This is a genomic window from Vibrio phycocola, assembly GCF_053850235.1.
On record NZ_JBSQDJ010000007.1, the window covers coordinates 1 to 13,528 of the forward strand.

The 13,528-nt window shown below is 41.4% G+C and carries 10 protein-coding genes, 1 tRNA gene and 1 rRNA gene; 6 read left to right on the plus strand and 6 right to left on the minus strand.

Annotated features, from left to right (window positions below; genetic code table 11):
* Positions 1 to 147 precede the first annotated feature (147 nt).
* A 5S ribosomal RNA gene (gene rrf, locus ACWU4D_RS11310) occupies positions 148 to 263 on the plus strand.
* 101 nt (positions 264 to 364) lie between these two features.
* Positions 365 to 441: transfer RNA gene (locus ACWU4D_RS11315), tRNA-Asp, on the plus strand.
* Positions 442 to 758: 317 nt separating this feature from the next.
* Here the strand turns inward: ACWU4D_RS11315 and add are convergent.
* The 4 genes from add to glnA all read right to left on the minus strand — a co-directional run bounded on the left by add (position 759) and on the right by glnA (position 6,107).
* Entirely contained in the window at positions 759 to 1,763 is a 1,005-nt protein-coding gene (gene add / locus ACWU4D_RS11320) for an adenosine deaminase (RefSeq protein ID WP_456051540.1), read from the minus strand.
* A 128-nt stretch (positions 1,764 to 1,891) separates the two neighbouring features.
* On the minus strand, positions 1,892 to 3,295 hold the full coding sequence (gene glnG / locus ACWU4D_RS11325) for a nitrogen regulation protein NR(I) (RefSeq protein ID WP_456051541.1): 1,404 nt from the start codon (positions 3,293 to 3,295) through the stop codon (positions 1,892 to 1,894).
* Between the two features lie 33 nt (positions 3,296 to 3,328).
* Positions 3,329 to 4,378: a nitrogen regulation protein NR(II) gene (gene glnL, locus ACWU4D_RS11330; RefSeq protein ID WP_456051542.1), complete on the minus strand. Its 1,050-nt coding sequence runs from the start codon at positions 4,376 to 4,378 to the stop codon at positions 3,329 to 3,331.
* 319 nt (positions 4,379 to 4,697) lie between these two features.
* The gene (gene glnA, locus ACWU4D_RS11335; RefSeq protein WP_456051543.1) at positions 4,698 to 6,107 is read right to left on the minus strand and encodes a glutamate--ammonia ligase; all 1,410 of its coding nucleotides are present in this window, start codon (positions 6,105 to 6,107) and stop codon (positions 4,698 to 4,700) included.
* A gap of 527 nt (positions 6,108 to 6,634) precedes the next feature.
* Between glnA and typA the strand changes: the two genes are divergently transcribed.
* The gene (gene typA / locus ACWU4D_RS11340) at positions 6,635 to 8,464 is read left to right on the plus strand and encodes a translational GTPase TypA (protein WP_456051544.1); all 1,830 of its coding nucleotides are present in this window, start codon (positions 6,635 to 6,637) and stop codon (positions 8,462 to 8,464) included.
* Positions 8,465 to 8,580: 116 nt separating this feature from the next.
* Here the strand turns inward: typA and ACWU4D_RS11345 are convergent, their stop codons facing one another.
* Positions 8,581 to 9,222 (minus strand): DUF2959 domain-containing protein, encoded by a 642-nt coding sequence (locus tag ACWU4D_RS11345; protein WP_456051546.1) that lies wholly within the window; start codon positions 9,220 to 9,222, stop codon positions 8,581 to 8,583.
* Positions 9,223 to 9,391: 169 nt separating this feature from the next.
* On the opposite strand from ACWU4D_RS11345, the gene ACWU4D_RS11350 reads away from it, so the two are divergent.
* From ACWU4D_RS11350 to ACWU4D_RS11360, 3 genes are read left to right on the plus strand one after another with little or no spacing between them, the layout of a single operon-like run.
* On the plus strand, positions 9,392 to 10,306 hold the full coding sequence (locus ACWU4D_RS11350) for a virulence factor BrkB family protein (RefSeq protein ID WP_456051547.1): 915 nt from the start codon (positions 9,392 to 9,394) through the stop codon (positions 10,304 to 10,306).
* Entirely contained in the window at positions 10,281 to 10,715 is a 435-nt protein-coding gene (gene dtd, locus ACWU4D_RS11355; RefSeq protein WP_456051548.1) for a D-aminoacyl-tRNA deacylase, read from the plus strand. Before ACWU4D_RS11350 ends, dtd begins: the two co-directional genes overlap by 26 nt.
* Positions 10,716 to 10,757: 42 nt before the next feature.
* A complete protein-coding gene (locus ACWU4D_RS11360; protein WP_456051549.1) occupies positions 10,758 to 11,675 on the plus strand; it encodes a bifunctional GNAT family N-acetyltransferase/hotdog fold thioesterase in 918 nt (305 codons plus the stop codon).
* Here ACWU4D_RS11360 and ACWU4D_RS11365 read toward each other — a convergent pair.
* Positions 11,665 to 13,524: an AsmA family protein gene (locus ACWU4D_RS11365; RefSeq protein ID WP_456051550.1), complete on the minus strand. Its 1,860-nt coding sequence runs from the start codon at positions 13,522 to 13,524 to the stop codon at positions 11,665 to 11,667. The genes ACWU4D_RS11360 and ACWU4D_RS11365 overlap by 11 nt on opposite strands.
* Positions 13,525 to 13,528 lie beyond the last annotated feature (4 nt).

The window sequence follows — 13,528 nt, forward strand, 5'->3', positions numbered from 1 at the left end:
TAAGTGCTGTGAGGCATTGAGCTAACCTGTACTAATTGCCCGTGAGGCTTAACCATACAACACCCAAGGGGTTTTTGATGGACTCAAAGAATAGAACATTGAATGTGTATTAAGTAGAACTAACAGCTTTCCGAATTTTAGAATTTGCTTGGCGACCATAGCGTTTTGGACCCACCTGATTCCTTTCCGAACTCAGAAGTGAAACGAAATAGCGTCGATGGTAGTGTGGGGCTTCCCCATGTGAGAGTAGAACATCGCCAGGCTTTATTATTGTTTTTAGATTTTTCTTTTTTATAAAGTAAATCTGAAGGCAAAACTAGTTGAAGCAATAGTTATATAAGACTTTGATTAGTAAGAATACCGTGGAGCGGTAGTTCAGTTGGTTAGAATACCGGCCTGTCACGCCGGGGGTCGCGAGTTCGAGTCTCGTCCGTTCCGCCATTTACACATGAGCCTTAGTAGAAATGCTAAGGCTTTTTTGTGCTTGTTTGTTAGAGATTGTGCTGTAGCTGTATTAGTGAAAATGGAGCGGTAGTTCAGTTGGTTAGCTTATTTGTTTAGAGAAAGCGACCTGTCACGCCGGGGACTGCTGCATTTTGCAAGATAGGGAGTCTCGTCCGTTCCGCCACGTACTTTACAATAGAGCACATAAGCCTTAGCAGAAATGCTAAGGCTTTTTTGTGGTTGTTTATTAGTGGTTATGCAGCAAGCGTAGTGGATGTATGAGTGGAACTTCAGAAAAAGTGATTTGAGAAATGTTAAGCCCGTTGTGCCACTTTATCTATTAATTTCTGCTTCTCATTTTCAGAAAGAAATGCCATTTCGAGACCATTTTTTTGTAGCGTTTCACAGTTGTCTTGAGTTAAACCAACTTTCTTTGCGGCGACTTGATATTCGTACGGTAATTCGATGCCTTCGACTGCAGGGTCATCTGTGTTTAATGAAACGCAGATATTTCGATCCAAAAAAGCCTTAACTGGGTGGTTCTCATAATTTAGGACGGTTGTCGTTTGTATATTAGAGGTGAGGCAAGATTCAATTCCAATTTGATGTTGGGCTAAATGCTCCAATAATTTAGGGTCTTCTATAGCTTTGACTCCGTGACCAATACGTTCAGCGCCTAATTCATTGATTGCATGCCATATAGCTTCTGATCCAGCAGCTTCTCCTGCGTGAGCTGTGATATGAAACCCTAGATCTCTAGCATGTTTAAAATGTTCAAGAAATAGTTCACTCGGGTAATTTAGCTCATCTCCAGCTAAATCTATTGCGATGATATTATCTCTATAGGCACAGATGGCTTCCAATTCTCGCTGACAAGCCTTCTGACCAAATGTTCGACTCATGATTCCAATTAGGTTGATGGGTAGGTTATATTGCTTAGAGGCGCTTGTTACACCGTCGATCACGGCCTCAACAACGCCTTCAAGTGGGAGTTGATGCTCTAATGCCATATAGTAAGGCGAAAAGCGTAATTCAGCGTAATCGATTCCAGCGTGAAAGACATCTTCAACATTTTCAATGGCAATTCTTCGACACGCTTCTAGATCACCTAATACTTTCACACCCCAATCTAATTTAGAAAGAAACGCGATGAGAGAAGGTTCATTTTCAACCACTTGCACGTAAGGCGTTAGCTTATCAATATCAAAACTAGGTAAAGCCACATCGTGTGTACGACCAAGATCAATAATGGTCTGTGTTCGAATATTTCCGTCTAAATGACGATGAATATCGGTAAGCGGAAGGCTGCGGTTTATCATATGAGACCAGTCTCTTTTTTTATCGGTTGTGTTTAAGTATAGGAAAATAATGAGTTGGCGATGATAAGTCTAGAACAAATCGACAAAAGCCTAGCTATCGATTTGTTCTGGAGTCATTAGTGGAGTGTCTAGTACAGTTCTTTTAGTTTTCGGGTTAAAGTATTGCGGCCCCAGCCTAATACTTTAGCGGCGTCTTGTTTGTGCCCGTTGGTATGATTAAGGGCAGCCTCAAGTAAAATGCGTTCGAACTCTGGAAGAGCATAAGATAAAAGTTCTGTTTGTCCGGAAGATAAGGCCGACTTAGCCCATGTTTCTAGCTGCTTTTGCCAACTTGAATCACCATCGAATTCGACACTTTTCTTTTCGGTTAGTAATTCTGGCGGCAAATCACTAGGGAGTACTTCGCTACCACTTGCCATGACGGTGAGCCAACGACACATATTTTCCAATTGTCGAACATTTCCTGGCCAATCTAGTCGATTAAGAATATCGACGGTTTTGTCATGCAAGGTTTTCATTTCTACGCCAAGCTCGGTCGCTGCTTGAGCAAGGAAGTGTTTGGTTAATTTTTCGATATCTTGTTTACGTTCTCGAAGTGCAGGAATCTGAACTCGAATTACATTAAGGCGGTGAAATAGATCTTCTCGAAAATTGCCTTGATGTACGAGCTTTTCTAAATCTTGGTGCGTCGCAGCAACAATTCTAACATCAACTTTTATAGCAGAGTGTCCGCCAACACGATAAAATTGGCCATCGGCTAGAACTCGGAGTAAACGAGTTTGAATATCCAATGGCATATCACCGATTTCATCTAAAAATAGTGTTCCACCGTTAGCTTGCTCAAAACGCCCTTGACGTACACTATTCGCACCAGTAAATGCGCCTTTTTCATGACCAAAAAGTTCAGACTCAATCAAATCCTTCGGAATCGCTGCCATGTTTAGCGCAATAAATGGCTTTTGTGCTCTAGGGCTATGCCTGTGCAAAGCATGAGCTACCAGTTCTTTACCAGTACCAGATTCACCATTAATAAGTACAGAGATGGATGAACGAGACAAACGACCTATTGCACGAAATACTTCTTGCATTGCCGGTGCTTCGCCTATGATTTCTGGCGCACTTTCTTGAGCGACCAGAAGCTGAGAATTCTCTTTTCGCTGCTCTTGTCCATGCGCGATCGCTCGTTCAACCAGCGTTAACGTTTCATCGACATCAAAAGGTTTAGGTAAGTATTCGAATGCACCTTTTTGGTATGCATTAACAGCGGCATCGAGATCTGAATGAGCTGTCATGATTATTACAGGAAGCTCTGGAGAGCGAGAGTGAACTTGATGCAGCAATTCGATACCATCAATACCAGGCATTCGAATGTCTGATACTAATACATCAGGTGTCTCACGCTCGAGCGCCATCAATACACTTTCCGCGTCAGAGAATGTTTCACATTTGATGTTGGCTGATGATAGGGTTTTCTCCATAACCCAGCGGATAGAGCTGTCATCATCGACAACCCATACGTATCCTTTACTCATAATTTGCTTCCTCAACAGCAACGGTTACTAACATTATTTAATTGGTAAATAAATGGTAAAAGTGGTTCTTCCTGGCCAACTTTCGACTTCAATTTTGCCATTATGTTGGTCAACGATATTTTGCGATATTGATAGGCCTAATCCAGTACCGCCTTCACGACCACTAACCATGGGATAAAAAAGTGTGTCCTGTAAGTCGGTGGGAATTCCTGGGCCGTTATCGGTAATTTCGATGCGTGCGACTAATTTATGACGTTGGCCATGAATATTAGCCTGGTGCACCGTTCTAGTGCGTATCGCTATTTTTCCATGTGGTTGGCTAGATAAAATTTGCGCAGCATTACTAACAATATTGAGCATGGCTTGTTCTATCTGATCGGTATCCATCATGATATTTGGTAGGCTTGGGTCATAATCCCTATCGATTGATAAATTTGCATGGGCATCAAGCTCAATGAGCTGACGAACCTTTTCTAATATTAAATGCAAATTTTCAGAACATTTTTTCCCAGGTTTCTGTGGTCCCAATAAACGGTCAACTAACGCTCGAAGCCTATCTGCTTGTTCTATGATTATTTGTGTATATTCCGTTAAGCTTTGGTCGGGCAACATACGTTCAAGAAGTTGCGCAGCTCCTCTTAGGCCACCTAGCGGGTTTTTAATTTCATGTGCAAGCCCACGAACCAATAGTTTAGCCGCTTGTTGCTGAGCATGTTGGTTTAGTTCTTGGCTTAAGCGTCGCTGCTGACCTATTTTTCTCATCTCAACCAAGAGCATTAATTGTTTTTGCCAAGAGAGTGGACTAACGGTTACTTCCAGCATTAATGGCTTTCCATCTACGACAAAAGTGACATCACTATCGGTAATACTTTGCCCACTTTGTAGTGGTTGAGAAAGTAGAGCTAAGTCCATTGAAGCGTGTTGAATTAAGTTGGACAAAGGTTGATTAATAATACGCTTTGCGCTTTGAGAAAAAAGTTGCTCAGCTGCGGGATTTGCAAACCGTACACGTAACGATTCATCCAATATCATTGTGGAAGTAACAATATTATCTAATATTGTGTCACTTAATTCGCTACTCATTGGGCAACCTGTTTTGACTTAATATGATGCGTCGCACTATTGTAGTGCATGAGTTGTTACTAGTATGGAGCATTGAAACAACAAATCAATAAGCTAGATTCAGGTATGTCGATTAAATTAGTAACCTGAGTAGGTATAACTGCAACAATGCACCATGTGTATCTACAACGATGCAATTATCTTGCCTAAATTAGAAGAGTAGAGAATTTTTGATGGGAAAATTTACTTTTTAGATCAATAGGTAAAGTTATATTGATAGAAAATTAAAAAGCTCGCTGGTAGCGAGCTTTTTTAGATTGAAACCTAAGAGAAACTTAAATTATACAGAGTAGTATAGTTCGAATTCTAATGGGTGGGTTGCCATGTTCACTTTCTCAACATCTTGAGATTTCAGAGCGATATAAGAATCGATAAAGTCATCAGAGAATACACCGCCTTCTGTTAGGAATGCGCGGTCTTCAGATAGACACTCAAGAGCTTGTTGTAAAGACTCAGCTACTGTTGGAATTAGAGCTGCTTCTTCTGCTGGTAAGTCATACAAGTCTTTATCAGCTGCATCACCAGGGTGAATCTTGTTTTTGATTCCGTCTAGGCCAGCCATTAGCATTGCTGCAAATGCTAAGTATGGGTTCGCTGTTGGATCACCAAAACGTAGCTCGATACGGCGCGCTTTAGGGCTTGGTACCACTGGGATACGGATTGAAGCAGAACGGTTACGTGCAGAGTATGCAAGCATTACAGGAGCTTCAAAGCCAGGTACAAGACGCTTGTACGAGTTAGTTGATGCGTTCGCGAATGCGTTGATAGCGCGAGCGTGTTTAATGATACCGCCAATGTAGAATAAAGCAGTCTCAGATAAACCACCGTATAGATCACCAGCAAAAAGGTTAACACCATCTTTTGCTAGAGATTGGTGAACGTGCATACCAGAACCGTTATCGCCTACAAGTGGCTTAGGCATGAACGTTGCGGTTTTACCAAATGCATGAGCTACATTGTGTACAACGTACTTATAGATTTGGATTTCATCTGCTTTGCTCGTTAATGTGTTGAAACGAGTTGCAATTTCATTCTGACCAGCAGTTGCTACTTCATGGTGGTGAGCTTCAACAACAAGACCCATTTCTTCCATGATTAAACACATAGCTGAACGAATGTCTTGAGAAGAATCAACAGGAGCTACTGGGAAGTAACCGCCTTTAACGCCAGGACGGTGACCTTTGTTACCGCCTTCGATATCAGCACCTGTGTTCCATGCAGCTTCAATATCATCAATTTTGAAGTATGAACCAGACATGTTGTTTTCATATTTAACATCGTCAAATAGGAAGAACTCTGGTTCTGGACCGATAAGAACTGTATCTGCAATACCAGTAGAACGCATGAAATCTTCAGCGCGCTTAGCGATAGAGCGTGGGTCACGGTCATAACCTTGCATTGTTGCTGGCTCAAGGATGTCACAACGTACATTTAGAGTTGCATCTTCTGTGAACGGGTCAAGAACTGCGCTTGATGCATCAGGCATCATTACCATGTCAGATTCATTAATGCCTTTCCAACCGGCAACAGATGAACCATCGAACATTTTACCATCTTCGAAGAAGTCTGCATCGACTTGGTGTGCAGGGATTGAGATGTGTTGTTCTTTACCTTTAGTATCGGTAAATCGTAAGTCAACAAACTTAACTTCGTTTTCTTGGATCAGCGATAAAACATTTTCTACTGACATCTTGGATAACCTCCAGTGTTAAAAAATCGGTAAACGCTCGACTTGCCTTTGAGAGCTGCATCAATTCAATGCGTAATTTTGAGCATAACTATTGCTGGGAACTTTCAAAGCCAAATTCGTGCCATATTTATAAATCCTTTTAATTCAATATGTTGTTTCGAGTATTTGTCGTACCCTGCACTGGTATTGCACTAAAATGATCACAATACGCACCAATTGGGTGCATTGTTGGTGGTTTTGCACCAAATGGTCGCTATATTTGCTACTATTCAGCACTATTCCACCCTAATTTGTCAATCGTCATTTGAGCACAATTAAGATGAATTTTTGTCAAGCTATCGTTCAAATATGCAGATTTGGGGCTAATTGGGAGGAAATGGGCACTTTTATTTGTGTAAGATCACATATTCCTAGGCTTTTCCTCAAATTCTGGTAAATTATTCGCCACTTTTGACGTAAAAGCGTCTCGTTGCTGAGTTTTACTCTGCTCAGTGGCCTTTGACTTTCACCTAAACGATATAGAATCCATGACGACATCTAAGATTGAGAAACTAAGAAATATCGCGATTATCGCACACGTTGACCACGGCAAGACCACTCTTGTCGACAAACTTTTGCAACAGTCTGGGACATTAGAGTCTCGCGGCGAAGTTGAAGAGCGCGTTATGGACTCCAACGATATTGAGAAAGAACGTGGTATCACCATTCTGGCGAAAAATACCGCGATCAACTGGAATGATTACCGCATTAATATCGTAGATACTCCCGGACACGCCGACTTTGGTGGTGAAGTGGAACGTATTATGTCGATGGTTGACTCTGTATTGCTGATTGTTGACGCCGTTGACGGGCCGATGCCTCAAACTCGTTTTGTAACGCAGAAAGCATTTGACCATGGTTTGAAGCCAATTGTTGTTATTAATAAGGTTGACCGCCCAGGCGCTCGTCCTTCATGGGTTATGGACCAAGTCTTCGATTTGTTTGATAACCTTGGTGCAACTGATGACCAACTCGATTTTCAAGTGGTTTACGCATCGGCATTAAATGGCTGGGCAACACTTGATGACAGCGTCGAAGGCGAAGATATGGAACCACTGTTCCAAGCAGTTGTAGATAACGTGGAAGCACCTCAGGTTGATCTTGATGGTCCATTGCAAATGCAAATCTCACAGCTAGATTACAGCTCATATGTAGGTGTTATTGGTGTCGCTCGAGTGACTCGTGGTAGCATCAAACCGAATCAACAGGTGACGATCGTAAGTGCTGATGGTAAAAAGCGTAACGGTAAAGTCGGTACAGTTCTTGGCTATCTTGGTTTAGAGCGTCATGAAGTTGCTGAAGCGACTGCTGGAGACATTATTGCCGTCACGGGTCTAGGTGAACTGAAGATCTCAGATACCATTTGTGACCAGAATACAGTTGAAGCAATGGAACCTCTTTCTGTTGATGAACCAACGGTAACAATGACTTTCCAAGTAAATACTTCACCATTCGCTGGTAAAGAAGGCAAGTTCGTTACTTCGCGTAATATTCTAGAGCGATTAGAAAAAGAATTGGTTCACAACGTAGCACTGCGCGTTGAGCAAACTGATGATCCAGACAGATTCCGAGTATCAGGTCGTGGTGAACTTCACCTTTCAATTCTAATTGAAAACATGCGTCGTGAAGGCTTTGAGTTAGCGGTATCTCGTCCAGAGGTTATCATCCGTGAAGAAAATGGCCAATTAATGGAACCGTTTGAGACTGTTACCATCGATGTTCTTGATGAGCACCAAGGTGGAATCATGGAAAATATCGGTATCCGTAAAGGTGAATTAAAAGATATGTCGCCTGATGGAAAAGGCCGAGTACGTCTCGACTTTATTATGCCGTCACGTGGATTGATTGGTTTCCAAACAGAGTTTCTTACATTAACGTCTGGATCTGGTCTGCTTTATCATACGTTTGAACATTATGGCCCGCACAAAGGTGGCACTATTGGTCAGCGTAATAACGGTGTGTTAATTTCTAATGCGACAGGTAAAGCGTTAACTTATGCACTGTTTAACCTTCAAGAGCGTGGGCGTTTATTTGCAGAGCACGCTGATGAAGTTTATGAAGGTCAGATTATCGGTATTCATAACCGTTCAAATGATTTAACCGTTAACTGCCTTAAAGGTAAGCAGCTTACCAACGTTCGTGCGTCAGGAACTGATGAAGCTCAAGTTCTCTCTCCAGCGATTAAATATACATTGGAACAAGCTTTAGAGTTTATTGATGATGATGAACTAGTAGAAGTAACTCCAGAGAGTATTCGAATTCGTAAGAGACTCTTAACGGAAAATGATCGTAAGCGAGCGAGTCGCCCAGCGAAATAAGTACTTCTTATATTAATAGAAAGGAGCTGAGAATAAATTCCCAGCTCCTTTTTTTATTTCAACTCTACGGATTTTTTTAAGCTTTGTTATTCAATTGCCTGAAAGTAAAACAGGCTCTATTGAGCATTTAACTTGCTAAGAAACTTATCAGATTCAGCAATAGCCGCTTCCATCTCTTTAATTGCAAAAGAGATATCTTTTTCTAAACTGGAAAACTCCCCTTGAAGTGATGTGATGGCACTGGCATTGAGATTGTGTTTTAGATAAAGCGTATTGTCGCGAAGCGTGTTCAATACTGGATCCATTTTCGCTTCAGCTTTTTTCATTGCTTTTAACATCGTTTGATATGAGGATTTGGTTTCTTTTAATTTTACTTCGCTATTACGGCGAAGTTTAGTGTTGGTATAGAGTTCTAATTCTTCTTCCCACTCTTCAAACAGTGCTTCTGAAACATCTTCAATTGCCGAGATACGTTCACTTACCTCTTCGGCTGCAGATTCACTATCTTCGTATTTATCATTAATTTGATTGTACATAGCTTCAAGATCGCCACCATCAAATTGTGTTAATGAAGAAAGAGCCTCCAATGCACTGGAAAACTCTTCCTGTGCATCTTGTTGAGAGTCTTTTGCTTCTTCTACTCTATCGACCATTATGTCTCGCTTGTGGACGCCGACTTGCTCTAGTGCCGAATAGTAAGTGGATTCACAACCAGTTAAGAATGTGATTGAAAAAAGAAGAGCCAGAAAATAGCGCATTAGTAATTCCTTTTTATTAGAATGATAATATTAGGATATATCCTCAAGTAACTTTATGGTTCAACACTGCGAGAGGTCATGAATTACCAATCGATCGGTTGAGTGATTTGAAGTAATCGATTCTATGTTGAAGATCAGTAACGTATACCACTCCTTGGGGAGAGGCAAGTTGAAATTTAAAAGGATGGTATTTGGAGTGAGAAGTTATTTATTCTACCTATATAGAAGAATGCAACATGATCGAATTAGCGTAAACGCAGGCTATCTTGCCTATATAACGTTGATTTCGATTGTTCCAATGTTAACCGTGCTTTTATCTGTACTCAGTACTTTTTCCATTTTCAGTGGTGCTGGTGACGTTATTCAGTCATTCGTGATTAATAATTTTGTGCCAGCGGCAGGGGATGCCGTTAGCGATGCTCTAAGTAATTTTGTCGCAAACACTGGAAAAATGAGCGCGGTTGGTGGTGGATTCCTATTTGTTGCGGCGGTTACCTTGATCTCAAATATCGATAAGACCCTAAATTACATATGGCGAGTAAAAGAAAAGCGCAGTTGGGTCCTATCACTTTCTATGTATTGGATGATACTTACTTTAGGGCCTTTGCTTGTTGGAGCAAGCCTTGCGGTGAGCTCATACCTAACGTCGACTCAGCTCTTGGAAAATGCGGCAGTTAGCGGTGCGTATAGTGTGCTGTTGGCTGGTCTCCCTTTTCTTATCTCTTTGGTTTTATTCACTGGTTTATATTTATTGGTTCCCAATATGTCGGTGAAGTTTAGACATGCCATGTTTGGAGCTTTAATTGCAGCCATCTTGTTTGAAGCGAGTAAAAAAGGATTTGCGCTCTATATTACCAACTTCCCATCTTATCAATTGATTTACGGGGCGTTAGCAGCGATTCCCATTTTATTTGTTTGGGTGTACCTCTCTTGGTTAATCGTATTGTTAGGTGCTGAAGTGACCGCTTCTAGTGGTGAGGAGGAACAATGGAGAGAAGATTCCAATATCATGGTAAACTCTACTTCAATTTCTCAAAATCAAGAAAAGGGTCCTACGTGTGATAGCCTTGATTCAAAGGGTTAGTGAATCTTCCGTTACTGTTGATGGTGAAGTAATTGGTAAAATTAGCCAAGGTCTTTTGGTGTTACTTGGTGTAGAAAAAGGTGATGATGAAGCGAAGGCTAAGCGCTTAGTTGAACGAGTTACTCGGTATCGAGTTTTTGAAGATGAGCAGGGGAAAATGAATCTCAATGTTGAGCAAATTGGAGGAGAACTCCTAGTTGTGTCTCAATTTACGTTGCCAGCAGATACTAAAAAGGGAACTCGAGCCGGATTTTCTCGTGGCGCTGATCCAGTTGATGCTGAACGGCTTTACGATTATTTTAATACATTGAGCAGTAACATTGTTCCGACGCAAACAGGGCAATTTGCTGCCGATATGAAAGTGTCATTAGTTAATGACGGCCCCGTAACATTTTGGTTGCAAGTGTAAAAACATTTTGGGCGATTAGATGAACAATTTAGGGTACAGAGAATGTTTAAGATCATAGCACCGACGACAGATAACCAAATTAACAAGTATTACCATTTTCGTTGGCAAATGCTAAGAGAGCCATGGAACCTCCCGATCGGCTCTGAGCGTGATGAATATGACATTATGAGTCATCATCGTATGATTGTTGATGGTAGTGGTCGCCCAATGGCTATCGGTCGCTTATACATTACTCCAGACTGCGAAGGCCAGATTCGCTTTATGGCGGTTAAATCAAACCGACGTAATAGAGGAATGGGCTCGTTTCTTCTTGTGACATTAGAATCACTCGCTCGTCAAGAAGGTGCAAAGCGTTTGGTTTGTAATGCTCGTGAAGATGCGATTGCTTTTTATGAGCGTAACGGCTTTGAGTGTCGAGGGTCGCTTACTGATACGAGAGGTCCAGTACGACATCAACAGATGGTTAAGCCGTTAGACCCTATGGCGACAGTACAACGTAAGCCAGAGTGGTGTAATGAACTGCAAGAGCGCTGGGCACAGCAGATCCCAATTAGCGATAAAATGGGAATTAAGATAAATCAGTATAATGGTTTTCAATTTGAGTGTAGTGCACCACTAAATCCAAATCTTAACCCTCATAACAGTATGTTTGCAGGCGCCGCATTTACGTTGGCGACCTTGACTGGGTGGGGAATGGCATGGCTGTTGATGAAAGAGCGGAACTTACGAGGAGATATTGTCTTAGTTGATAGCCAAGTTCGCTATCACAAACCCGTTATTGATGCTCCGGTTGCATCTACTTCTTTGGATGATATTAGTGGGGACTTAGACCGATTAGAGTCTGGTCGAAAAGCAAGAATTGTTGTTAATGTGACCATCAAAAGTGGTCGACACGCTGCGGTACGTTTTGTCGGGACTTATATGCTGATCCCTAATTACCAAAAACTGATTACTCAGTAGAGTGTAAAACGTTGATGGTTTTCTTTAGTCCATTTTCTCGATAGGACAAAGAAAACCCTTGATTCTCTTTTTCTGTTGATAAGTCATATTCACCTTCGAGTACTCCGTTAAATCTATCTCCGACTACATTTGCTTTAGAAGTTGTCACTTCGCCTTTGTGTGACTGTATGTGCCAATGTTCTATGCCGAAGGAATGTGTATCATTTTTCCCTTTCTGTTTGAGCTTAAAAGTCCCATCTCGCAATGACAGATCCAGTTCTCCAGTTAACGTATGGCGTAAGATTGTTTCATCGCCAGAAAGGCCATTTGCAGAGAGCTGCATATCGATAATGCCATCGACATTTAAAGGTAAAGGTGTGTTTTTAAAGAGTTGAAGAGGAAAGCTGTCAGTTTCAACGACGACATTCCAAGGTTGGCCATTTTGTCCAAATCGCCACTGACCTTGAGCACTAAGATAGCCTTTGGTAAAAGGAATAAATGCTCGAGACATATTCCAATCTTGGCCGTTGCTGTTCATTTCGATAATGGCTTGCGTAGCAAGAACACTATCGTAACTGAGACTATTCACTGATACTGAAAAATGCCCATTCCATAACCCCCAGTGGTTATCTTGAACGAGATCGGCATTGAGAAACTCCAGGTTAACACCAGAGAATTGCCAGTAAGGTTTCTGTGCAAGTTGGATTAGTTGTCCGTTTAGTAGGCGTAATTTATCGACATGTAATTGATCCAACTGCTGGATATAGTTACTGAATGCTGAATAGTGAGGTTGCTCTTGTTCAATAGCGTGTTTAACGGCAATGATATCAAGTTTATAAATTTCCGCTAAGGTGGGCTCGAAGTGAGCTGATAAGTGAATATCTCCACCGGATAACCCGATACTCATATCATCGATATCGATACTGTTTGGTTTTAGGGTGAGTTTTATATTGGGGTCAGTCCACAATATTCCTTGGTTATCGATACTGTCCGCTTTAAATGAAATCGAAGTATCGAACTGTTGCCATATAAGAAGGTTATTAGGATCAAAGTTTGTTGCGGACAATTCAAGGTTGTTTAAAGTGGTCTCGTACCACTGAATTTGCCCCCGTAGTAAGTCAAATCGTTCAATAGAGTCTATCGATGTGACCCATTGTTTAAGTTGCTGCTTTAATTCTGGAGAAATATCATATTCTTCAATAAGAAGGTTTTCTATCGTAACATCATTGATAATCCAGCGGTTTCTGTCTCGTGTTGCTTGAGCTTCAACGTGAGAGTCTTTCCATTTTAATGAAAGTCCACTTAAACGTTGCTGTGTATCATTGAAGGTACCATTGATCAGCACATCGTTTAGCGGAAGTTGATCGTCCCAAACTAGAATGTTGGCATGGGCTTGGAATATCCCATTCGGCAATATTTGGTCTTGTTTCCATTGTGGATTTTGCCACTGAATGTCCGCTTGCACAGCTTTCCAACGTTCAATATTTAGAGTGACGTTATCGAGTGAAAGCTGATGTATTTTCCATTGGCGTATAGGCAGAGTATTGAAACCGTCGCTGGTTAAGGTAAGCCCATTCAGCAACAGAGCATCGAATTCGAGTTGTTTAAATTGCGTAGGATATAGGGTTAACCAGCTATCGACTGACTCGATGATATCGCCATTTTCTAATGTTACATCGTATAACTTTAAATGATTTGGTGAGGTATAGGCGACATTTTCAACATGAGTGTTTGGTCCCAACCAATACTGCAAGAGAGCATTCGTTGTCGGTTTTAGTAAAGAAGTGTTAAGAATAATGACAATCGCAATAAACCCAAGTAACAGGATAATTGAAACAATGGATAGTAAGCGAGTGACCTGTCGCAACATGCTA